Here is a 21,700-nt window from a genome sequence, read left to right as displayed (position 1 = left end):
ATGACCGCACTCGTTGAGCCGACCATCAGCCGCTACTCGGGAAGACCCGGCTATGAGGGGGCCAACATCGGCCCCTGGATCGGATTCAAACACTTCCTTTATCAAGTGGAGGAGGCCGTCCGTGACCATTTCCGGAAGCGCGGGCTGGGCGCCGGGCGGTTGTACTCCGAGCACGGCGTGACCCTCGATCTGACCGAGATCTCGGCTCGGCTTCCCACCCCTGTGCTCGCCGACGACATCGTCGAGGTGGAACTACGGCCCATGGAGCCGGTCGACGCGTTCGCCGCGTCTTGCCGGATGACCGCAAGCCGCGAGGGCACCCGGCGCATGGTGCTGACGGGGTCGCTGAAGGCGAGACTGCTGCCGCTCTCCGACCCGCCTGCGAAAGTCGAACTGCCCGTGTGGTGCGCCCCGTTCACCCACCGGGATCGTGGCCGCCACCTGAGCGGCGCGGAGACCCCCTCAACTGCGCTGACCGTCCTCCGTGAGATCCTCGCCCCCGAGACCGGCGATGACATCGGTACGAACCGGGTGACGACTCCGGTCGAGAACGGACTGGTCATCAGCCAGCGGGTGCCGTACTACTTCTGCCACGGATCCGAGCGGCTCCAGTTCTCCGGCTACGTGCGGATGATCGAGGAGGCCGTGGACCTTTTCCTGGCGCAACGGCAGATCTCCGTCGGCTCGGTGCTGAAGGAGCGGCACTGGATCCCGGTCGCGTCCAAGGTCCGGCTCACCATGCACGCCTCGGCCTACATGGAAGAGACGCTGCACACCGTCTTCACGCTCGATTCGATCGTCAAGGACGTCCTGCACACCGGCAGGCTGGAGTGCTTCGTCTGCCGGGGCGACGTTCTCGTCCACACGGCCACCGCGACCATCACCCACGGCTACGCGGTCACCCAAGGGCCGGACATGGGAACTCTCGTCGAGTTCGACGCGGCGACCACCGCCGCGCTCCAAGGCGGCGGAGCGAGCCGATGAGCCGCCGCCCGAAGGCTCCTCCGCGCCTGTACTTCTCCTTCCGCAGCCCTTACTCCTGGCTGGCCGTCAGGCAGCTGGAGGACCGGCATCCGGAGATCTCCCGGCAGCTGGAGTACATCCCCTACTGGGATCCTGATCAGGTGACCCTGGCCGGGGTCAGTTCCCGAGGGGCCAAGTTCCACTATCAGCAGATGAGCAAGGCCAAGCATCTGTACCTGCTCCAGGACATCCGGCGGTTGACCGCTGAGCGCGGATACCGGATGCGCTGGCCGATCGACCGGGATCCCTGGTGGGATCTCCCGCACCTGGCCTATCTGGCAGCGCGCCGCGAGGGCCGCGAGGCGGAGCTGTTCAAGGCTCTGAACACGGCTCGCTGGGAACGCGGCGAGGACATCTGCACGCGTGACACCGTGCGCCGCTGCGCGGAGCAGGCCGGACTGGACGGCGCCGTCATGACCGGCGCACCGGAAGACCCCGACATCCGCGCCGAAGGCATCGACTGCCTGTGTCGGGCATATGACGACGGCGTGTTCGGCATACCGTACCTGCGCTACGGCCGGGACAAGTTCTGGGGCCTCGATCGCCTGGAGACCTTCGTCGACGTCTTTGCGGGTGCCCCGTGGGTGCCCGATCAGAATGCGGCTACGGCACCGCTTTCCCCGGAGCACTTGAACGGTCACGCCTTGATTTCCGACGCCTATGACACCGATGCCCCGGGAGGCTGCGGCTGACCTACGCCGCTCGTCGAATCTGCGGAACGGCATGCCTGTTTGCGGCGTTCCACGCGGCGCCAGTGGGACGCCAGCGGGGAGTTAGGAAGGCGGGCGATCCTTGATGAGAAGCCAGGTCAGGTGGAAGGGAGCTCAACGAATGCTCAGCTTCATCGAAAGGGCCGCGGATCGCCTCGTGAGTTACGTGGTCCCGAGGACGAGGGCCGGAGCCTGCGCGTGCAACGACTGCTACACGACAAGGTGCTGCGGCTGCGATGGGTGCCCCATGGGGACCATCCCGCGGTACTGCACCAACTGCGACTGTTCGAGGATCTGGAAGGCCGGCTGCGTCGTCGACCAGGTATGCCTTTAGCGGCCCGAGGAGAGTCGATTGCTCTACCTGTTGAGCGGTCTCTACGCGGTGCTCTTTGTCGTGTTCGGAGTGTCCGCCTGGAGCAAGCTGATGCGGCGCGACGCGTTCGCTGAGTCCCTGCGGTCCGTGCGGCTGATTCCGCGTCGTCTCGTCCGGCAGGTCGCCGCGGTGGTCACCGTCGCGGAGCTGGTGGCGGCGCTGGGGCTCGGCTGGGCAGGTCTGGCGGTCATCGGCGCCGTTCCCGGTGGCGTGATCGCCGAACTGGTGTCGCTCGCGCTGGCCGGTCTGCTCCTGTCGGCCCTCACCTTCGGGATGACGCTGGCGGTGCGTCGGGGGTGGGAGGCCACGTGCGCCTGCTTCGGATCAACTGAACGGCCCCTCCGCGGCCGTCATCTCGTTCGCAACGGCCTGTTGCTCGGCGTGGTGCTCGCCGGTGTGGCGACGCGCTCGCTGGCCGGTGAAGGGACCGCCGACCTCGCCGGGGCACTGGTCGCGATGGCCGGGGGAGCCGTCGTGGCGCTGCTCCTGATCCATGTCGACGACCTCGTCGATCTCTACGCGCCGGCTCGTTCCGCGGAGTCGGCTTCACCCACCGGGAGCTGACATGTCCGTCTTCGTCGTCGCCGTGGTCATCGTCGGGCTGCTCGGCCTGGTCAACCTGCTGTTCTCGTTCGGGGTCATTCGCCGAATGCGAGAGCACACCGAAACGCTCGACGATCTAGCCCGGCAAGGCGGGCCAGTCGAGGTGATGCTCGGGGCGGGCGAGGTGGTCGCGGACTTCGACGCGCGCACCGTCGACGGTGCGCAGGTGTCTCGGGACGGCTTTGCCGACACCACCCTGGTAGGTGTGTTCTCGCCGGGCTGCTCGGCCTGCGAGGCGCAGCTGGACGAGTTCGTCGAGCACGCCATGGCGCATCCGGGCGGCAGGCGGCAGGTTCTGGCGCTCGTCGTCGACGAGGAGGCCGACTCCGGGGGCTACGTGAGTCGCCTTGAGCCGGTGTCCCTGGTCGTGCGGGAGAGGCGCTACGGGCCTGTCTATGAGGCGCTGGCGGTGCGCGGCTTCCCCGCCTTCGCGCTGGTCGAGGGCGGTGTGGTGCTGAGCAGCGGCTTTGATCTGAGCGCCCTGTCATCGGCAGTCGGCCGCTGAGCCGGCAGCCAGGGGAGTGCCCGGATGATCTGGGCCGTGGGCGCGATGGTGCTGGTGGCGGGCGTTGGAACGGCGTTGACGGTTCTGCGGCGCCGGTTCCTGTCCGTCCTTGTTGAGGGCAGCAGCATGGAGCCCACCTTGCATGCGGGTCAGCGCGTGCTGGTCCGGCGAGCCGAGGTGGCCGAGCTGCGTCGCGGCCAGGTGGTGGTGGTGGCCCATCCGCCTGACGGGCCGCCCAGGGCGGATGCTCCGCCGTGGCTGATCAAGCGTGTGGCGGCATTGCCGGGCGACCCCGTCCCACGCGAGGCGGTGCCCGCACTGCGGCACGTGATGGAGCCACGGGTCCCGGCTGGACGGCTCGTCCTGCTGGGGGACAACCGTGCCGCCAGCTTCGACTCACGGCGAGTCGGTTACTTCAGCTCGAACACCCTGCTCGGCAGGGTCGTACGTCCCTCCGTCTGATCCGAAAGCCGGGCTCCGCCCTGCACGGCCTGGGAGCCCTGTTCGCTACCGGGACGGTGATGTTGTAGGGCTTCCAGAAGCAGCGCCTCGTTCACCACGTCAGCGGTGGCAACCTCTCACCCGTAACGCACTCGGTGCCGTGGTGCGGTGTCGGTTTCCAAAGCCCTCTGCTTGATTCCCGGAGTCCTGTGCACTGAGCCCTTTCCATCCTGAATTGTGTAGATCATCGGCTGGTTGTCTGGGGCCGCTCGTGCCCGGGGATGGGGTGGGAGGGATGTGCCGAGGATCCTCGGTATTCGGGGATCCTCGGCTGCGGTTTGTTACGTCTGGAGGCTTACCACGAAGCAGAGTTCAGGTAGGGGGTCGCCGCTGCCTCGGGTTCCACGGGTTCCGGGGCAGGCTCGGTGTGGTGGGTGATGGGGCGGACTTCCATGGCGTAGTGGCGGGCGTCGGGCCATTGGGTGGCGATCTCGATGGCGCGTTCGGGGGTGTCGCAGTCGACGAGGAGGTAGCCGGCGAATTGTTCGGCGGTGGCGATGAAGGGTCCGTTGGTGATGGCGGGGAGGCCGTCGCGGACTCGGACGGTGCGGGTTTGGGAGGGGTCGGCGAGGGCTTCGCCGCGGATCAGTTCGCCGGTGGCTGAGAGTTCTTTCATGACGGTCTCGACCTGGTCGATGAGCTCGGCGCGGTCGGCTTCAGGTAGTGCGTCGACGTAGCCGGGGCGGTTGTGGATGAGCAGCATGTATTTCATGAGGAGGCTCCTTGGAGTTCGGCGTGGGATTCGGGGAGTCGGGCCGGCGCTTCGCCTCGGCGGGTGGTGGCGACGAGGATGGCGAGTGTGGCGAAGAGTGTGGCTGCGATGGCGCCGGTCAGGTTCAGGCCGGAGGTGAAGGCGTCCTTGGCGGTGTGGAGCAGTTGGGTCGCCTGGGCGGGTGGCAGGTTCTGGGCGGTGGTGAGGGCACCGGCGAGCGTTTGGCGCGCGGCGGCGGGCGCGCCGGCGTGCGCCATGTGGTCCTGGTAGAGGCTGGTGGCGGTGACGCCGAGCAGGGCCAGGCCGAGGGAGGAGCCGAAGTAGTTGCTGGTCTCTGACATCGAGGCGGCCGATCCGGCTCGCTCAGGCGGGACGGAGCCGACGACCATTCCGGTGCCGAGTGCGAACAGCGGGCCGGTGCCCAGGGCCAGGACCGTGATGCCCACCATCACCAGGACCAGCCCGCCGGCGCTGGCGACCTGGGTCAGCAGCAGGCAGCCCAGTACCGACACCGCGAGCCCGGCGGCGATGGCGGTGGTCGGCCGCATCCGCGTGGCGAGTGCGGGCGCGGTCATGGTGCCCACCGCGACGCCCAGGCCCATCGGCGCGAACAGCAGCGCCGAGGCGGCGGGCGAATGCCCCAGGACGCTTTGCAGGTACTGGGTGACCAGCAGGCCCGTGCCGGCCATCGCGACGCCTGCCAGCACGAGCGCGACCAGCACGGCGGTGAACGAGCGGTTGCCGAACAGTCGCAGGTCCAGCAGCGGGGTGTCGAGGGTGAGCTGGCGGCGGACGAAGACCACGCCGACGGCCGTTCCGAGGGCGATCGCGGCGAGCGGCACTGTCAGGTCGTGGGAGCCCTGCACGGCCAGCTGCTTGAGGCCATACACCACCGCGAGCACCGCCACCAGCGACAACGCGACGCTGATCGGGTCGATCCGGCCGGGCGCCGGGTTGCGGTACTCGGGAAGCAGGACCGGACCGGCCAGCAGCAGGACCACCATCGCGGGCACGGCGATCAGGAACACCGACCCCCACCAGAAGTGCTGCAGCAGGATCCCGGCCAGCACCGGGCCGAGCGCACCGCCGGCAAACTGGCAGGTGGCCCAGATCGAGATGGCCTTGCCGCGCTGCCGGTCGTTGCGGAACATGTTGCTGATCAGCGCCAGGGTCGAGGGCATCAGCGTCGCCCCCGCCACGCCCAGCAGCCCCCTGGCGGCGATCATCATCTCCGGTGTGGACGCGTAGGCCGCGATCACCGAGAGCACGGCGAACGCCGCCCCACCGGCCAGCAGCAGGCGACGGCGGCCGATCCGGTCGCCGAGCGTCCCCATCGTGATCACGAACCCGGCGACCATGAAGCCGTAGGCGTCGCTGATCCACAGCTGCTCGGTGCCGCTGGCGCCCAGGTCCGCGCTGAGCCGCGGGAGCGCCAGGAACAACGAGGTCATGTCCATCGCCACCAGCAGCGTCGGCAGCACCAGCACGGTCAGCCCGATCCACTGGCGGCGTCCGGCCGCAGGGGCACGCGGCCCGGCCACATCCGACATCACCGTCTCCTTTTCCAAAGATCTCCGGTGCGAGGTCCGCGCCGGTCGCCTTCAGCCTCGGTGCGCCGGCTATCGCCGATCAACGACGGATCCGATAAGTCGCTTATAAGCACGGCTAATCAGTGCCTACAATCAGCGAGTGGAACTTCGCGAGGCAGAGATCTTCCTGGTGCTCGCCGAGGAGCTGCATTTCGGCCGCACCGCCGAGCGGCTCTACCTCACCCAGCCGCGGGTCAGCCAGACCATCCGCATCCTGGAAGAACGCATCGGCGGCCAGCTGTTCGAGCGGACCACCCGCCGCGTCCGCCTCACACCACTGGGCGAGCGGCTACGCGACGAACTCATTCCCGCACAACAGCAATTCCAGCGGGCGATGCGCATCGCCACCGACCTGGCCAAGGGGGTCAGCGGTGCCCTGCGCATCTGCCTGCCCACCTACTCCATGGCCGGCCAGTCATTCACGATGATCGTCCGCACCTTCCAGGACCGGTACCCCGACTGCAAGGTGATGGTCACCGAGGACTTCCCCGGTGACCTGTCCCTGCTCCGCAAGGGCACCTACGACCTGATGTGCCACCGCGTACCGGTGGACGAGCCCGGCCTGACCCTCGGACCGGTCCTCAGCGAGGAAGACCGCATCCTGCTGGTGCACACCGGCCACCCGCTCGCCCAACGCGGCCACGCCACCATCGAAGACCTCGCCGACTACGCCGTCATCTCCCAAAGCGGCATCCCCCAGCCCACCTACGACCAGTTCTACCCCGCCACCACCCCCACCGGCCGCCCCATCCCCCGCGGCCCCGAAATCACCATGAGCAGCGACGTCCTCCAACTCGTCGCCCGCGGCGAAGTCGTCCACCCCACCGTCGCACCCTTCATGGACTACTACCGCCACCCCGAAGTCACCCACATCCCCCTCCACGGCCAACCACCAGTCCGCAGCGTCCTGGTCTGGGCCACCACCCGCGAAACCGCCGCCATCCGCGCCTTCGCCGCCCTCGCCACCGAAGTCCTCAAACAATCCACCGACGACACCACACCCGGCTGAATTCCACCCTCATCCGGCGGCCTGGTGGTGGACGGTGAGAACTGCCTGGACAACGACCGTTAGGCGGCTGGGTGAGCACCGGGCCTTGCGCAGGATGTGCCACTGCTTGAGCGCGGCGGCGCCGCGCTCGCCCAAGGCGCGGATCTTGGCATGATGCCGGTTGAACAGCTTCTTACGTTTGCCCAGCGGGCGGCGCTTCCTGCGCTTGTAGGGGGTGCCGATCGCGCCGCCCGCGCCGACGTAACCCTTGTCGGCATAGCAGGCGATCGCCCGCGCGGTCAGCCCTTGAATGATGCCGTGCTTGCGAGCCGCGGTCAGGTCGTGGGTCGAGCCCGGCAGTGCCGGTGACGCCCAGATCAGCTCGCCATGCGGGTCGGTTAGGAACTGGATGTTGACCCCGTGGCGGCGATGCTTGCCCGAGTGGTACAGCCGGTCGTTGGTGCCCGACAGCCGGTCGGTCGACACCAGGGTGCCATCGAGGATGACGAAGGCCTTACGCGCCGCGATCCGCAGGGCCTGGCGCAGGTCAGGCGCCAGCTCGGCGAGCAGGTCCACCACCTCGGTCACGTAGCGATGCGCGGTCGCGGTCCCGATACCGAGCGCCGCCGCCAAACCGGCGAAGGTCTCATTGCGCCTCAGGTGCACCAGCACCAGCAGCGCCTGACGGCCGGGCGCCAAAAGCCGCCACCGCGAACCGACCCGGCGCCGATGCTCGCGGATGAGGTCGGCCACGAACCTACGGGCCGAGCAAGAAAGATCGAGGGCAGCGCGATAGAACAGCATCAGAGCTCCTGGTGGTCAAGGTCGTCGCAAACCTCGATCTACCAGGAGCTCTCTGTTTACCGATCACACCGCGCAGGCCGCAACCACTCTGTGACCGCAAGATCAGGATGGAATCAGCTCACTGGTGATGTAGAAACGGCCGTGGTTTGTCTGCAGGGGTTTCGGTTGGAGATGTCGGGGATGTAGGTGTTCCATTCGTGCCGGGTGAGGGGGCCGGACTCGGCGCAGATCTCGGTGGTGAGTCAGCTGGGCACGATCGAACGTGAGAGCAGTTTGCCGGTTGCGTCCACGCTGATGAGTGCGCTGTTGTCTGGGGTGAACGTGAGGCCCGCGATCGCGCCTTGGTAGCCGGTGAGGGGAATGCCCAGTTGACGGTATTCGGATATGTCCACACTTTGATCTGGTCGCTTTTGTCGCCGCTGGTGACCGCTAGCAGACGTCCGTCGGGAGAATGGGCCGGCACACCCCCGAGTATCCAGGCCCTGGTGCCTCACAACGGACGTCGGGGTAAGGAAGATCGGTCATCTCAGCTTTCTACGGCCTCACCGGTGGCATGGCATACCCGATTCAGAAGATTCGTGACCGGGACGCGGGGGTCAGTGGCGCTGCTTGGCCCGGCGGGAATATGAGGCAAGCTGCTCATCGAGCAGTCCCCCCATGGCCCAGCCTGCCGGCTGGTGGCGAGCGCAGCGAGCCGGGAGACGGACCGGGGCCGGACGCCGGCCGCCCCCCCACGACGAGGGCCGCAGATGATGTGCGTGCACGCCGCCCTTGGGGAGCGCTGCAGGTGGCTGAGTAAGGGCGGCGCCAGGCTGGCGCCAGCAATACGCAAGTACGCCACGCAATAATGTATTGTGCCTCGAAATTCAATTCCCGCGAAAGGATCGAGAATCATGTCAAGCGCCAAGAACCGCCTGGGGGTATTTACAATCGCTATCATCATCGGCGCAACCATGACTGGCATGGACTCAGCATCAGCATATGTGACTGGATCCGCTGAGCTGAAGAGCTGGGAGTTCGTCAGAGCCTATCCCCATACTTCTGCGGGGCTGGCTCAATGCAACATAGACGGAAGGAGTTATGCGGACGGCTCAACCGGCTACTACTGTAATGCCATCTACACGGACACGGGCTCCCTAGTCTGGGCCTTGTATGTCGGCTCATAGCACACTCATAAACGGCACCATGAATAACGCCTTCGGCGATTTCTGGGGAGTCGAGACAGTGAAAGGCGCGCGACTCCCGCCCTGATCCTATCTGCTTGTGACGGCACAATCCAGGTCAATCAGGCACGCCACGGCAGGGCACCTGGTCATCGATTTGAGTCTCGGGCAGAAGGTCGAAAATTTGACGACCGCCGCTGTGGATTGGCGGTTTGACTGACGTGGGTAAAATCCACTTTCACATGTCTCATTGCCCCAATAGTAGGAACGGCCAACATCGATGGGGTGAATGGATAAAATATAGCAATGGATGGAACTGTCGTGCGTGCCGTAAATGCGGCAAGTTCGAACTCAGACGTAGTGTGTGATTGTCAGTAAATTTCGGTGCTTGGTGTGTCGTCGTCGGCCTGCCAGCTAGTGAAGGCACGCTGGCGCACGAGGACGATCTAGCAAGCGATTCGGTTAGGTGCCTGGTGGTCGCGGTCGGTGCGGTGGTGTCCCGTTCACGCTGCTGCGGCAAGGTGACGCTGTGCGGCTCTATGGAGCGCTGGCCGCAGGTGCTGTGTTGGTGGTGGGCGGCCTGGTCCGGCAGGTCGAGCCGGCCCTTGGGGAAGCGCCCGCCAGCCCTATGCCCCGCACCCAAAGGCCGACCTGACCACTACTCCATCAGCACCACAAGATCCGTTCGCTGTGCCCGTCTCCGTGGACGTCGGTGGTGTCGAGGAAGGGGTCACGCTGTCTCGATCGCCGCCTCCAGGACGGCCAGCGCGTCCTTATCTCGGGCTTGTCCCCAGTCTGCGCCGAGTTGCCAGGTGCCGAGCTCGATCACCGAGACCTGTCGGCCAAGCCGTCCACTGAGACGTTGCTCCATACGGGCATCATGTCTGCTCGGTCGGCACGGTCAGGCCAGCCGATTCGAGGGAGGCCGGGCAGCGCGCTGCGGATCTCTCGGGAGGCATGGACCGGCGGCGCCGCGGTGGCAGTGGCGGCAGGGGCCGCGGCGGCGGAGATGGTAGGCGAGGGTGGCGGCGCCGAGCGCAGCTCCCCAGACCACCCAGAGGACCCCCGGTGCATTGACGGCCCATGAGTCGGCATCGAAGCCAAGCTGAAGGTTCATCAAGCCGGCCGGGATGAGCACGGCCGCCACGATCGATGCCGGGACGATGGCCAGGGCGGGCGGCACCCGCTGGCCGGCCTTGAACCAGATCCAGCGCGGATAGACCTCACCCCATCGGTGGACCAGGCCATGCGTGAGCACGCCACCCAGGGCCGAGGCGATCGCAAGGCCGAGGCCCATCTCCAGCATTCCGGGGGTGTCCTGCATCATCCGCTCGAACGAGTCGGGGATTCCCAGCGGATAACCGAGGAACCAGGCCACGCGGGTGATCTCGTACGGAAGGCAGGAGGCGACCGCGACCCAGACCGCCCACCGTCCCCAGCGCTGCGGCGAGCTCATCCATTGTGGAGACGGCCGGTCGTTACGCCCGCAGTGCGCACAGTTCCCCGCCGTACGGCGCTGGTAGGCGAGTGCGGCGGTCGCCCACAGGACCCCGCCGACGAACAGGATGACGAGGTTCATCCGGTGCCAATAGAGGATGTCGCCGACGCCGCCTTGGTCGCCCGGTACACCGGTGAACGCGAAGACCAGGATGAACGGCGCCAACGCGACCAGGGCGATCAATGAATAGTCCGGAATTATCAGCGCCAGCGTGACGGCCAGCGCCCAAGCAAAGCCGAGCATGTAAACACGAAAGCGGCACTGAACGCGTGTCATCAGAACACCGATGACGGCTCCGACCGCACCGGTCACCGCCATGATCGGCGCAACCATCCGCGCATCGGCCCCTTCCAACAATGAGCCGGATCGATAATCCTCGTCGATGGGAGCGAACGGAAAGCCCGCGCCTCCCACTGACCAGTACAGTCCGGCCAATCCGTAAAGCAGTGACCATCCAGCCGCCGCATACCCCGACCATTGCGGCCATTGCCTGATGAACTTCATGGCTCCAGCGTCCTCAAGGCGACGGCCACGCGGCCACATGCCGATCGTCACGCTCACCAGCGAAGACAGGGGCATCGCATGCCGTTCAGCATGGGTCGATCACGCCGACGGATCTCTAGAATCTAGGCCGTGAACAGCAGGGCCACGATCCCGATCCTCACAGCGGTGGCCGGTGGGGTGTCGCTGACCGCGACGGCGGCGGTGTGGGCGTCCGGACACTTCTACAAGGAGGGTTCCAGCGCCGAGGGCACGTTGACACTGGTCGAGGCGGCGGTGCTGGGAACGCTGACGTTGCTGACCGTACGGTACCCGGGCAACTCTCATCGGTCGGCCATCGCCGCATGCCTGGCGGGCTTCGCGGCGCCCTCGCTGCTCCTGCGTTACGGAAATCCGGACGGGACGCTGCTCGCCGCGTTCGGAGCGTGGTCGTTCCTGACCGCGCTGGCCGTCGTGGTCGGCCTCTACTTGCGAATGCTGGACGAGCGGCGCGACAGGGCGGTCGCGGAGACACGGCGGGAACAGAGGCTGGAGTTGGCGCGAGACCTGCACGACTTCGTGGCACATGACGTAAGCGAGATCCTTGCCCAAGCCCAGGCAGGCCAGATCCATGCCGAACGCGAGGCGGCAACGGCCTCGGCGGGGGCGCTCCAGATCATCGAGCAGTCCGCGCAGCGAGCGCTGGAATCCATGGACCGCACGCTACGGATGCTCCACACGGCACCTGCGGTGGCGCTGCCATCGCTCAACGAGCTGCCCGATCTCGTCGAGCGGTTCGGCGCGTCCGGAAACGCGCAGGTCGATCTCGACCTCGTTCCGGATCTGGATGCGCCGCGCGAGGTGGGAGCGACCGCGTACCGCGTGGTCGTGGAGGCCCTGACGAATGTGCGCAGGCACGCCGCGGACGCGAGCCGGGTCACGATCAGCGTCGCGCGCGTGGACGGCCGCTCCCTGGAGGTCAGTGTCGTCGACGACGGGCGTGGCGGCGCGAAGGGCGCGCTGGGCAGGCGAGGCGGCCTCGGGCTACCCGGCCTGCAGGAACGGGTCGCGATCCTGGGCGGTTCACTGGACGCGGGCCCCGTGCAGCCTCGAGGTTGGCGGGTCGTGGCGGTCCTGCCGTTGAACGGGCGATGAGAGCATGCCCCGCATGGCCATTCGTATTTTGATCGCCGACGATCAGGAACCCATCCGGGGTGCGTTCCGGATCATCCTGGACGCTCAGCCGGACATGACCGTGGTCGCCGAGGCCGCTGACGGGACGTCCGCGATCGAACAGGCGCGGCTGCTGCGACCTGATGTGGTGCTGGCCGACATCCGGATGCCCGGCGCGGACGGCCTTGCGGTCACCCGGGCGCTGGCGGGGCCGGAGGCCACCGCTCCGATCAGGGTGGTGGTCGTCACGACCTTCGACCTGGACGAGTACGTGCACACCGCGCTGCAGAACGGCGCCACCGGGTTCCTGCTGAAGCGGTCAAGCCCGTCCCTGCTGGTGGAGGCAGTGCGAGCGGCCATGTCCGGGGACACGCTCATCAGCCCCCAGATCACCGTGCGCCTGCTGCGAGATCTCACTGAGAGGGAATCCGTGCTGCCGAACAGGCATCTCTCCGAGCGTGAAACAGACATCGCGCGACTGGTCGCCGGTGGTCACACCAACGCCGAGATCGCCGAGCAGTTGTTCATCTCGCCCGGCACCGTCAAGAATCACGTCGCGGCCATCCAGCGTAAGGTCGGCGCCCGCAACCGCGTAGGCATCGCGGCGTGGGCATGGAAGAGCGGCCTGGTTCACTAGCACTGGCAGAACCTGCCACTGGACGCCGTCTATCCGGTGATCTTCCTGATCCGCACGTCAGGAATCAGACTGTCCGGCCAAGTGGCACGGATGGCCTCATTGGTCCAGCAAGACGCTTCCTCTTTGGCTCTGGAGGCGGGGATGCAGCTCGCCGAGGGTAGGCGGCATGGCTGAGATCGCTACGGAGGCTCTCCGGAATTTGCACGGGCCGGGCCCGTTGGACGTCGGCACCGAGGAGGGGGCCCGGTTGCTCGCAGAGGCCGTCGAGCTCGTCACACACCACGCGGCGGCAGTGATCGACGGCCCGGTGGCCCCCGACGTCCCAGGCACCGATCAGATTCGCGAGTGGCTAGCTGGCTTCGACTTCGACGCACCACGACCGGCAGGTGAGGTACTGCCCGAGGTGGCGGCTGCTCTGCGGCGCTGGGGGGTACACCCCACGCACCCGCGCTACCTCGGTCTCTTCGTTCCCACGCCCACATGGTGGGGAGTTGCCGGCGAGCTCATCGCCGCCGGCGTCAATCCGCAGCTGGCCGCCTACAACCACGCTCCGGCCGCCGTTGAGATGGAGCGGCACGTGCTGCGCTTTGTCGCCGCCCGCCTGGGACTGCCGACCCACACGGACGGGAGCTTCACCGTCGGTGGTGCTGAGGCCAATCTGACGGCCGTCGTCGTTGCTCTTACCCGGCGCTTCGCCGAGTACTCGGACAGGGGCCTCACGGGCCTGGCAGGGCAGCCGGTGCTCTACGCGTCAGCCGAGAGCCATCTCGCTTGGTTGAAGATCGCGCACCTGACCGGACTCGGTCGGCATGCCGTGCGGCTCGTCCCGGTCGACGCCGCAGGCCAACTCGATCTCGAGCGCCTGCGCGCGCTGCACGACCGGGACGTCAGCGCGGGCCGGGTACCGTTTCTGCTGGTCGCTACCGCAGGGACCACGGGCGGCGGCGCCATAGACCCACTGCCGGAACTGGCGGACCTCGCTCGGTCGTGGGGGTTGCATTTCCACGTCGACGCGGCCTGGGGCGGCGCGGTGGTGCTGTCCGACCGGCTACGCCCGCTGCTCGCCGGAGTAGAGCGCGCCGACAGCGTGACCATCGACGCGCACAAGTGGCTGTCCGCCCCGATGGGCGCGGGTATGTTCCTCACCCGGCACCCAGAGGGCTTGGCGGACAGCTTCCGGGTGAGCACTTCGTACATGCCCGCGGACAGTGACGTGGTCCAGGACCCGTACCTCATGAGCGTGCAGTGGTCCCGCCGCTTCGCGGGGCTGAAGGTGTTTCTAGCGCTGGCCGCGGCGGGCCGGGAGGCTTATGCGAAGCAGATGGAGCGTGATACTGAGCTGGGAGTTCTGCTTGCTCGTCGGCTTGCCGAGGACGGCTGGCGTCGTATCAACGACACGCTGCTTCCGGTGGTATGTGTGGCCGACGCCGAGGCAGAAGAGCTAGGCCGGGAGCGTTGCGAGCAGTGGCATTCCGCAGTGGTCGGCTACGTTATCCGCAGCGGAAATGCTTGGGTCAGTCTGGTGCGGCTCGACGGCCGTCCCGCGATCCGGCTCTGCGTGACGAGTTACCGTACGCGCGCCAAGGACATCGAAGCCGTAGTGGCTGCGCTAGGCGAGGCCCGCGCCGCCATACCGCGCTAGGAACCGTCTGCCGATGATCATGTTGCGCGTCCGGAAGGCTCCGGCATTCGAGGGGGCCGTCCGCTCCATGAGCCCCTGCGCAGCCGGGTGACCACCTGGCCGACGGACTCCTCGGTCATCTGGCAGCCAAGCTGCGCCAGTGGGCCTACCACTCTTGACCCTGAAGCCGGCTGCTGAGCCTTACAGCCGCCGCCCGTTCATGACCGACAAGCTGGCCCCACTGGCTCCTTTGCTGGGCGTTGCCCGTCGGAGCAGCGGTGTTCGCTCGTTCTGGCTCGACGGAAGCGGCCGTTCACATGAAGGGTGGTCAAGCACCGCCCCCCGACGCGGCGCGCGGGCTTCACCGCGCGGCTAGCCGACGTCGCACCAGACGGCGCTTCGAGGGGGAATCTGCGACGGAGTGGTCCGGCTTCGCTTCCCACCCGAACGCCCTGGCCCGGTCGAGCCCGAGTCACCGCAGTCGATCAGCGTGGAATCGAGCCCGAGCAGGTATCTCTTCGCGGCTGGTCACAGGCTGCAAGTGCAGGTCTCTTCGAGCAGGTGCAAGGCCTCAGGCGGCGATGATCAAGCCTGTGTCCGACAGTGCTCGTCGTGTGCTCTCGGCCGCACCATGCGCTTTGCGCTTCATCGAATCTGGGTCGCCATTCTCACCGCCGGCGGTGCCACCCTGGCAGCGAGCCGCGACACCATGCAAGATGCAAGCCATCCGCCACCATGCGAAGGCATAGTAGAACGGCAGTTGCACAACGTCGCTGCCTGTCACGGTGGCATACGCCGCGGCGACCTCTGTCCGCGACGGAAACCGGGCGCCGCCGACGGCGTGATCTGCTGAGCGGCGAGGCCTAGAAGATCTCAACAGGGAACACAAACCCGCCACCGCCGGCAACGCCCCCAGCAGCTTCTCCTCCGACGGCACCCCGAACCGCGCATACTGTCCCACACCCCAGCACGCTGCCGCCCTACCGGCCCAAGACCAACCCGACGCACCGCACGACCCCTAAAGATCCACACGTGCGGAAAACGGGACTAGCGGCCCGTCTTTGCCGGCCCGTATACGAACGCTAGCGTCGCGCCAGTTCCCCGCCAGCCTCCATTGCCATCCTTCTGACGAACCCGAGCTGAGGATGGCAATGAATTCGCGCACCTCTTGTGCTGGTCGTGTGGAGCAACTGACCGCGCTCCTGATTCGAGCGAGTTCGCTGCTAGGGCGGTTGGAGGACTCCCGGGGAGAAGGAGACATTGGCGCCAAACCATCGTCGAATGTGGACAGGTGCCTGGCCGACTCTGTAATCCGGCCGTTGTCCGACCTTCTCGAGTCCGAGGTGCCGACCGACGTGATCGAGCCGTCGGTGTCGGCCGAGGGGGTGTTCGCGGACGAGTTGTGGTCGCTGACCAAAGATGTGACCGCGCTACTGACGGATCCGGGCGCGCCGGTCGAGTTGTACGAGGTCGCGGCGGCACTGCAGGAGCTCTCCTGCCTCATCGCCCCTGCTGATGGTCCGGGCGATGCCGCCGCCAGGATCGAGGAACTGGCGCGCCTCCAGGCCGGTATGCCATGCCGGATCCAGATCGCGCCGAACGGCCCGTACCTGGTGACCAATGCCGAGCGGCTCCTCGATCACCTTGGACGGCCGCTCCCGGTTCGGCCACAGATGGCGCTCTGCCGCTGCGGGGAATCGAAGAACAAGCCGTTCTGCGATGGCAGCCATGCCAAGGTCGGTTTCGTCGATGGTAAGGATCCCGGGCGGGTTCCTGATCGGCTCGACACCTACCCCGGCCAGCAGATCACTGTCTTCGACAACCGTGGAACCTGCGCGCACTCGGGCTTGTGCACGGACCGGCTGTCGAATGTATTCCGGGCGCACGACGAGCCGTTCGTGGCTCCGAGCGGCGGCCGGATGGACGAGATCGTTCGTGCGGTCAGGAACTGTCCCTCAGGCGCCCTGGGGTATGCGATCGGTGGCGAAGCAGCACCCGCCCAGGACCGGCCGGCGTCCATCGAGGTCTCGAAGGACGGTCCCTACCGCGTGATCGGGGCCATTCCCCTCACCGGTCCCCAAGAGGATCTCGAACCCCAGAATAAGGGTGCCTCTCCCGAGCACTACAGTCTTTGCCGGTGCGGGCATTCCCAGAACAAACCGTTCTGCAGCGGGATGCATTGGTACGTGAACTTCCGAGACCCCGAACCTGATCCCGACAGAACACCCACCCTGTTCGAATGGGTGGGCGGGCTTCCCTCACTGACCCGGATGACTCGCATCTTCTACGAGCGGTATGTACCGGAGGATCCGCTTCTCGCGCCTCTTTTCGGGAGCATGGAACCGGACCATCCCGAACGTGTCGCCGCCTGGCTGGCCGAGACCTTCGGTGGCCCCAAGAGTTACACCGGGCAATACGGTGGCTACGAACGGATGGTGAGCCAGCATCAGGGCAAGGCGCTGACTGAGGAGCAACGTGCGCGCTGGGCTCAACTGATCATCAGGTCGGCGGCTGATGCCGGGCTTCCCACCGACCCTGAGTTCAGCGCGGCGTTCGTCGCCTACATCGAGTGGGGTTCCCGCATCGCCGTCGAGAACTCCCAACCCGGCGCGCGACCGCCCGCTCGCATGCCCGTGCCCAAATGGTGGTGGGTCTGCGATGCCGCCCCGGGAACCCGAGTGTCCGCCCTGGAACCCGGGTTTGATGAACGGCCGCCCGTGGAGCTTCCTGCGCCCGGGCAGGCGATCAGCTTTGACTCGCATGTCAAACCGCTGTTCCGTGCCATGGACCGCCGCTCCATGGCCTTCGTCTTCGACCTGTGGTCATACGACGACGTGGTCCACCATGCCGACGCCATCCTCGCACGCCTTCGGCAGGGGAGCATGCCGTGTGACGGCGCCTGGCCCGAGGAGAAGGTCGAGTTCTTCGCACGCTGGATCAACGAGGGCACGCCTGCGTAGGCATCTCACCTCCTCCTCCCGGACGGCACGAACATCGTCTGTACGACGCCAGAAGAAATTGCTGTTTGGTACATAGGCCCTGCGAACACCCCGGCCGCCAGAGTAGAAACATCATCACAGGCATTCGGCCCGTGTGTGACCGGCGCGCGATCAGGGCCACGCTCGGGCGCGAGGTGACGTTCGATGAGACCCTCGATCCAGATCAGCTGGACTGGGTTGATTCCGCTCCCAGCATCACGGCCCGTCCCGCGGTGAGGCCCAGGAGGCGAACTGGGTGCCGTGGATGCTCTGCGGATTGCTGTCGTTTTGGATCAGGTGGTGGGCCCCAGTGCCCTCGACACCGATCCGACGGACGTCGCCGGGGGAGCGCGTCCAGGTAGCAGAGCACGGTAGCCGACCTGCGTGGTCGAGACCGACGAGGTGTCCGGCACCTGGTCGCTGGTGCCGACGACGGCGGCGATGTGCAGGTCCTCGTGGTTGTCCAGATTGCCGATGACGACGCGGGAGATGGGTGCGTTGCTGGCAGCGTTGGCCCTCCAGACGAGCGGACGGAGCGGAGGACGAGGCAGGCTCACCGCAGGTCGTCGGCGGGTTGCCGCGCTTCCTGGATAGGAGCCATTTGGTGAACCGGTCCCCGCTGTGTCGTGCTCATCCGGACGTCCATGCTCGGACATGCCACTCCACGAGGCCCCGCTCCCGCTTCCCGGGTCGTACCGTTCCTCCGCAAGCTACGGTGTTGCCCGCGCCGCGCCGGGGCTGCCTCGCCAAGGCCATCCACGTGCTTTAGACCCGCGAGCCTCCCACCATTGAAAGGGGCTCATTGGGCGCGATCCAGAGACCCTCTTCTCTCTGCAGCGTCCGGGCGTGGGGCCAGAGTTCGCCAGATCTGCCTGTCGTGTGGTGTCAGAACCGAGTAGTCGCCGTCCACGGCCGCCTGGAAGCCGACGTACACCGAGGCCGCGCCGCCAGTCAGGACCGTTGTGCCGACGGCGCGGCCAAGAGCGCCGTGACCGGCCGCCGGGTCAGGTCTTGGGTACTCGTGCTGCCCCGCGCGGGCGGCACGAGTACCCATGAGAGCAATGACACCCGCTGGTAACACCACGTCCTGCACATCGGTAGCCACTTGCCCGGTCGAGTCCGCGCCCGAGTCGATCGGGATCTGAAAGGGAGGTTGTTGTTCCAATGCACACCTGTATTGTATTGATTTGTCGGGAAAGGCCGATCATGAACGCCGAGCGCGCCTGACGCGGCGTCTCGACCTGCGGGTGCCGGACGCCACGGAGCGAGTTGGCACGGGGTGTGGTGATGTGCCGATCGGCATATGGCTGCCGCGGACGCCCGATGCGGAGGATGAAGGCGAAACGCCGGCCGAGGGCACCGAATGGGTCCTGTCATGGTGGAGGTGGGGCGCGGATGGCGTACGGAGATGGTGATTCACGTTCGTTCGGGCTCCTCGGCGCGCTGGAGATCCGGCTCGACGGCCGCCCGGTCACGATCGCGGCGGGAAAGGCCCGGGCCGTGGTCGCCGCCCTCTTGCTGCACGCGAACCAGCCCGTCTCCCTTGAGACACTGGTCGACTGCATCTGGGAGGAACCGCCCAGATCCGCTCGGACGGTTCTGCACTCGCTCGTGCTGCGGTTGCGGCGGGCGTTCGGAGAGCATGACGTCATCCGTACACAGGAGTCCGGCTATGTGATCCAGGTCGAGCCCGGCGAATTGGACCTCGATCGCTTTCAGGCGCTGCTCGCCGACGCCGAACAGGCACGCAAGGATGAGCAACCCGCCGCGGAGCATACGCATCTGTCGGCCGCGCTCGGCCTGTGGCGCGGGCCCGCGCTTGCCGACATCCCGTCAGAGTCACTGCGGATTGGCGAGGCAGAACGGCTCCAGGAGCTCAAGTTCGCGGCGCTGAGCAGACGGATCGACCTGGACCTGATGCTCGGCCGATACAGCGAGATCGTGGGTGAACTGCGTCGTCTCACCCGTGCGCATCCCCTGCGAGAGGGGCTGTGGGCGCAGCTGATGAGGGCGTTGTACGGCTCCGGAAGGCAGGCCGACGCGCTCGCCGTCTACCAGGACGTACGGCAAGAGCTCACGACCGAACTCGGCATCGAACCTGGAAGCGAGCTTCAAGAACTCCATCAGGCGATCTTGGCGGGCACCCCCGACCTGACGTCACCCGCCTCGGAGCCGTCGATTCCACAGCTCGGCTCTTGGCATGGGCTCTGTCAGCTACCGCAGGTGCCCGGCGACTTCACCGGCCGCGCGCATGACCACGACCGGCTCGTCGAACGCCTGAGCACCCACCAAGATGGCGGCCCTGTGGTGATCTGGGGTCCGCCTGGCATAGGCAAGACCGCCCTTGCGGGACGTGTCGCGCACAGCCTGCGGCCGCTCTATCCGGACGGCCAGTGGTACATCGAGCTCCAAGCCAGTTCTCCCACCGGTGCGGTCGACCCCGCGGGTCTGCTCGGGGACCTGTTGATGGCCAGCGGAGTCCCCACGGGGGCCATGCCCGGCAACCTGCAGACACGCGCCTCGGCATGGCGGGCTCGCCTGGCCGACAAACGGGTTCTGCTGGTCCTGGATGACGCCTCGGGGATCGAGCAGATCACGCCGTTCCTGCCCGGCACGGAGTCGTGCGCCGTCCTCATCACGAGCCGCTCGGCGCTGAGCGCCCTCCCCGGTTCGCACCACCATCGTCTTGAGCAGTTGGATGCGGCGGAGTCCGTGGACATGCTCCGCCTGATCATCGGTGACCATCGAGTCTCCGCCGAGCCCCAGGCGGCCCAGCGGATCGCGGAGCTGTGCGCCGGTCTGCCGATGGCCGTTCGGATCCTTGGCGCGCGGCTGACGACTCAACCGGCACTGGGGCTGGCGGTGCTGGCAGACCGGTTGGACGACGAACGACACCGCTTGGATGAGCTGTCTTCGGCCGATCTCACCGTGCGTACGGGGCTTGAACTCAGCTACGAGAACCTTGACGAAGAGACCAGGCGTGCCTTTCTTCACATGGGAATGCTTCCGGCCGGAGACTTCACGTCCTGGACACTGGCCGCGTTGGTCGACCGCGCCGACTGCCAGGTTCTGATCGAACGGCTGACGGCGGCCGGCCTCATCGATCCGGCCACCACGGGAGCCACCGGCGAACCCCGCTACCGTCCCCACGACCTCATCGCGCTGTATGCACGGGAGTTGGCGGAGGTGGCGGACCCAAGACTCCACCGTGAGGCGCTCGGAAGGCTGCTTGAGACGCTGATCGCGATCGCCCGGCCAATGGACTTGGAGGCTGCGCAGTTTCTGGAGATTCCGCCTGTGGAGGAGTCGTTGGGGACGCTCACGCTTGCGTCGAACGCTCCCGCCGCTCCCGCGATGGCGGATCTGGGCACGTGGGTGCATACCGAGCGTCGACTCCTGCTCGCAACGATCGATCAGGCCTGCCGCCTGGGCGACCATCGTGCGGCTGCACTGCTGGCGAGCCTTACCTTCCCCGCCCTGGCCGCGGTGGGGGGCTTCACTCATTTGCGCCACGCCCTCACCACGATCCACGATGCCGCCCTGAAGGAAGGCGATGAACCAGTGGCGTGGCGAGTCGAGTATGGGCGCGCCGTCCTTGCTCTGACCAACGATCTCAACGAGGCGACTGCGGCTTTCGCCCGATGTACCGGCGCGTTCGAGCAGCTGAACCAGCCCGTCGAGCTCGCTTACAGCCTGGCCAGCCTTGCCTTCGCCCGTTCACTCCAGGGCGTTTTCGACGAGGAGTCGGCCGAGCGGGCCGTACGCATCGCCCAGACCACCGACCGGCCCGCCCTCATGGCATTGGCATCTCGCAGCCATGCCGACGCTCTCTCTGCCGGCGGGCAGCCGGAACGCGCCCGCCTCTGCTATGAAGATGCTCTCCGGCACGCCAGTGAACTCAACGCACCAGAAGTCGAAAATGACATATTGATGCGCTACGGCCGATGTCTTTTGGCCATCGGTGACCTGGAAGGCGCCACTAAAGCCTGCGACAAGGCGACCACGCTGATCGGCCGCCAGCGCAACGACAACAATTTCGCTTGGTGTCTGAGCCTCCGGAGCCAAATCCATTTGTGTTCTGGCGTCTACCAGGAGGCTGCCCGGACCGCCGAGGCCGCCTGCACCCTCATGGACCTTACAGGTGACATACGCGGCCGCGCGACCGTCTCGCTCGACCTGGGCGCGGCCCAGATCGCCGCCGGTCGATCGGCCGAGGCTGCCAAGGTGCTTGAAATGGCCGTTCCCATATTGGGAAATGTCGGCGCCTACCACGCAGTGGCCAGAGCTGAACGTCTGCTAGAAGACGCGGGCCGCCAATGCACGCCGAGATGTGCGTGAACGA

Annotated in this window: 19 protein-coding genes; 12 read left to right on the top strand and 7 right to left on the bottom strand. The window is 66.8% G+C overall.

Going from position 1 to position 21,700, the window contains the following annotated elements; all coding sequences use genetic code 11:
* The 5 genes from J4573_RS02315 to J4573_RS02295 all read left to right on the top strand — a co-directional run bounded on the left by J4573_RS02315 (position 1) and on the right by J4573_RS02295 (position 3,676).
* Entirely contained in the window at positions 1–984 is a 984-nt protein-coding gene (locus tag J4573_RS02315) for a hypothetical protein (protein WP_208253493.1), read from the top strand.
* Positions 981–1,715 carry a 2-hydroxychromene-2-carboxylate isomerase gene (locus tag J4573_RS02310; RefSeq protein WP_208253492.1) on the top strand — a complete coding sequence of 245 codons (735 nt, stop codon included), beginning with the start codon at positions 981–983 and terminating at the stop codon, positions 1,713–1,715. Before J4573_RS02315 ends, J4573_RS02310 begins: the two co-directional genes overlap by 4 nt.
* Positions 1,716–2,085: 370 nt before the next feature.
* Positions 2,086–2,670, top strand: coding sequence for a MauE/DoxX family redox-associated membrane protein (locus J4573_RS02305; protein WP_208253491.1), 585 nt, complete (start codon positions 2,086–2,088; stop codon positions 2,668–2,670).
* A 1-nt stretch (position 2,671) separates the two neighbouring features.
* Entirely contained in the window at positions 2,672–3,214 is a 543-nt protein-coding gene (locus J4573_RS02300; RefSeq protein WP_208253490.1) for a TlpA family protein disulfide reductase, read from the top strand.
* A gap of 24 nt (positions 3,215–3,238) precedes the next feature.
* Positions 3,239–3,676 (top strand): S26 family signal peptidase, encoded by a 438-nt coding sequence (locus J4573_RS02295; RefSeq protein ID WP_208253489.1) that lies wholly within the window; start codon positions 3,239–3,241, stop codon positions 3,674–3,676.
* A 334-nt stretch (positions 3,677–4,010) separates the two neighbouring features.
* On the opposite strand, the gene J4573_RS02290 is transcribed toward J4573_RS02295, so the two are convergent.
* Both J4573_RS02290 and J4573_RS02285 read right to left on the bottom strand, forming a co-directional pair.
* The gene (locus J4573_RS02290; RefSeq protein ID WP_208253488.1) at positions 4,011–4,427 is read right to left on the bottom strand and encodes a YciI family protein; all 417 of its coding nucleotides are present in this window, start codon (positions 4,425–4,427) and stop codon (positions 4,011–4,013) included.
* Positions 4,424–5,977, bottom strand: a complete 1,554-nt coding sequence (locus tag J4573_RS02285) for an MFS transporter (RefSeq protein ID WP_208253487.1) — start codon at positions 5,975–5,977, stop codon at positions 4,424–4,426. Before J4573_RS02285 ends, J4573_RS02290 begins: the two co-directional genes overlap by 4 nt.
* Before the next feature lie 139 nt (positions 5,978–6,116).
* On the opposite strand from J4573_RS02285, the gene J4573_RS02280 reads away from it, so the two are divergent.
* Entirely contained in the window at positions 6,117–7,025 is a 909-nt protein-coding gene (locus J4573_RS02280; protein WP_208253486.1) for a LysR family transcriptional regulator, read from the top strand.
* 9 nt (positions 7,026–7,034) lie between these two features.
* On the opposite strand, the gene J4573_RS02275 is transcribed toward J4573_RS02280, so the two are convergent.
* From J4573_RS02275 to J4573_RS02260, 4 genes are all read right to left on the bottom strand, one after another.
* Positions 7,035–7,808 (bottom strand): transposase family protein, encoded by a 774-nt coding sequence (locus tag J4573_RS02275; protein WP_208253485.1) that lies wholly within the window; start codon positions 7,806–7,808, stop codon positions 7,035–7,037.
* Positions 7,809–8,050: 242 nt separating this feature from the next.
* Positions 8,051–8,200 (bottom strand): hypothetical protein, encoded by a 150-nt coding sequence (locus tag J4573_RS02270; protein WP_208253484.1) that lies wholly within the window; start codon positions 8,198–8,200, stop codon positions 8,051–8,053.
* 1,501 nt (positions 8,201–9,701) lie between these two features.
* Positions 9,702–9,842 carry a hypothetical protein gene (locus J4573_RS02265; protein ID WP_208253483.1) on the bottom strand — a complete coding sequence of 47 codons (141 nt, stop codon included), beginning with the start codon at positions 9,840–9,842 and terminating at the stop codon, positions 9,702–9,704.
* 30 nt (positions 9,843–9,872) lie between these two features.
* Entirely contained in the window at positions 9,873–10,973 is a 1,101-nt protein-coding gene (locus J4573_RS02260; protein WP_208253482.1) for a hypothetical protein, read from the bottom strand.
* 129 nt (positions 10,974–11,102) lie between these two features.
* Here J4573_RS02260 and J4573_RS02255 point away from each other — a divergent pair, with 129 nt between their 5' ends.
* From J4573_RS02255 to J4573_RS02235, 5 genes are all read left to right on the top strand, one after another.
* Positions 11,103–12,104, top strand: a complete 1,002-nt coding sequence (locus J4573_RS02255; protein ID WP_208253481.1) for a sensor histidine kinase — start codon at positions 11,103–11,105, stop codon at positions 12,102–12,104.
* A gap of 13 nt (positions 12,105–12,117) precedes the next feature.
* Positions 12,118–12,759 (top strand): response regulator, encoded by a 642-nt coding sequence (locus J4573_RS02250; protein WP_208253823.1) that lies wholly within the window; start codon positions 12,118–12,120, stop codon positions 12,757–12,759.
* Between the two features lie 166 nt (positions 12,760–12,925).
* Positions 12,926–14,401, top strand: a complete 1,476-nt coding sequence (locus J4573_RS02245; protein ID WP_208253480.1) for a pyridoxal phosphate-dependent decarboxylase family protein — start codon at positions 12,926–12,928, stop codon at positions 14,399–14,401.
* Between the two features lie 400 nt (positions 14,402–14,801).
* Positions 14,802–15,233, top strand: coding sequence for a CocE/NonD family hydrolase C-terminal non-catalytic domain-containing protein (locus J4573_RS56570; protein WP_208253479.1), 432 nt, complete (start codon positions 14,802–14,804; stop codon positions 15,231–15,233).
* A gap of 466 nt (positions 15,234–15,699) precedes the next feature.
* Positions 15,700–17,340 (top strand): CDGSH iron-sulfur domain-containing protein, encoded by a 1,641-nt coding sequence (locus J4573_RS02235; RefSeq protein ID WP_208253478.1) that lies wholly within the window; start codon positions 15,700–15,702, stop codon positions 17,338–17,340.
* 311 nt (positions 17,341–17,651) lie between these two features.
* On the opposite strand, the gene J4573_RS02230 is transcribed toward J4573_RS02235, so the two are convergent.
* Positions 17,652–17,915: a hypothetical protein gene (locus tag J4573_RS02230; RefSeq protein WP_208253477.1), complete on the bottom strand. Its 264-nt coding sequence runs from the start codon at positions 17,913–17,915 to the stop codon at positions 17,652–17,654.
* A gap of 838 nt (positions 17,916–18,753) precedes the next feature.
* On the opposite strand from J4573_RS02230, the gene J4573_RS02225 reads away from it, so the two are divergent.
* The gene (locus tag J4573_RS02225; protein ID WP_208253476.1) at positions 18,754–21,696 is read left to right on the top strand and encodes an AfsR/SARP family transcriptional regulator; all 2,943 of its coding nucleotides are present in this window, start codon (positions 18,754–18,756) and stop codon (positions 21,694–21,696) included.
* Positions 21,697–21,700: the final 4 nt, after the last annotated feature.

This window comes from Actinomadura barringtoniae (genome assembly GCF_017573505.1).
Classification (GTDB): Bacteria; Actinomycetota; Actinomycetes; order Streptosporangiales; family Streptosporangiaceae; genus Spirillospora; species Spirillospora barringtoniae.
Note: the sequence above shows the minus strand (reverse complement) of the source record. Positions and strands in the feature narration are given on the sequence as shown.

Excerpts from the sequence above, each read along its gene's own strand:
- J4573_RS02310 (WP_208253492.1), top strand. The coding sequence starts at position 981 with ATGAGCCGCCGCCCGAAGGCTCCTCCGCGCCTGTACTTCTCCTTCCGC.
- J4573_RS02225 (WP_208253476.1), top strand. The coding sequence starts at position 18,754 with ATGGCGTACGGAGATGGTGATTCACGTTCGTTCGGGCTCCTCGGCGCG.
- J4573_RS02265 (WP_208253483.1), bottom strand. The coding sequence starts at position 9,842 with ATGGAGCAACGTCTCAGTGGACGGCTTGGCCGACAGGTCTCGGTGATC.
- J4573_RS02260 (WP_208253482.1), bottom strand. The coding sequence starts at position 10,973 with ATGAAGTTCATCAGGCAATGGCCGCAATGGTCGGGGTATGCGGCGGCT.
- J4573_RS02315 (WP_208253493.1), top strand. The coding sequence starts at position 1 with ATGACCGCACTCGTTGAGCCGACCATCAGCCGCTACTCGGGAAGACCC.
- J4573_RS02250 (WP_208253823.1), top strand. The coding sequence starts at position 12,118 with ATGGCCATTCGTATTTTGATCGCCGACGATCAGGAACCCATCCGGGGT.
- J4573_RS02300 (WP_208253490.1), top strand. The coding sequence starts at position 2,672 with ATGTCCGTCTTCGTCGTCGCCGTGGTCATCGTCGGGCTGCTCGGCCTG.
- J4573_RS02245 (WP_208253480.1), top strand. The coding sequence starts at position 12,926 with ATGGCTGAGATCGCTACGGAGGCTCTCCGGAATTTGCACGGGCCGGGC.
- J4573_RS02295 (WP_208253489.1), top strand. The coding sequence starts at position 3,239 with ATGATCTGGGCCGTGGGCGCGATGGTGCTGGTGGCGGGCGTTGGAACG.
- J4573_RS02275 (WP_208253485.1), bottom strand. The coding sequence starts at position 7,808 with ATGCTGTTCTATCGCGCTGCCCTCGATCTTTCTTGCTCGGCCCGTAGG.
- J4573_RS02290 (WP_208253488.1), bottom strand. The coding sequence starts at position 4,427 with ATGAAATACATGCTGCTCATCCACAACCGCCCCGGCTACGTCGACGCA.
- J4573_RS02285 (WP_208253487.1), bottom strand. The coding sequence starts at position 5,977 with ATGTCGGATGTGGCCGGGCCGCGTGCCCCTGCGGCCGGACGCCGCCAG.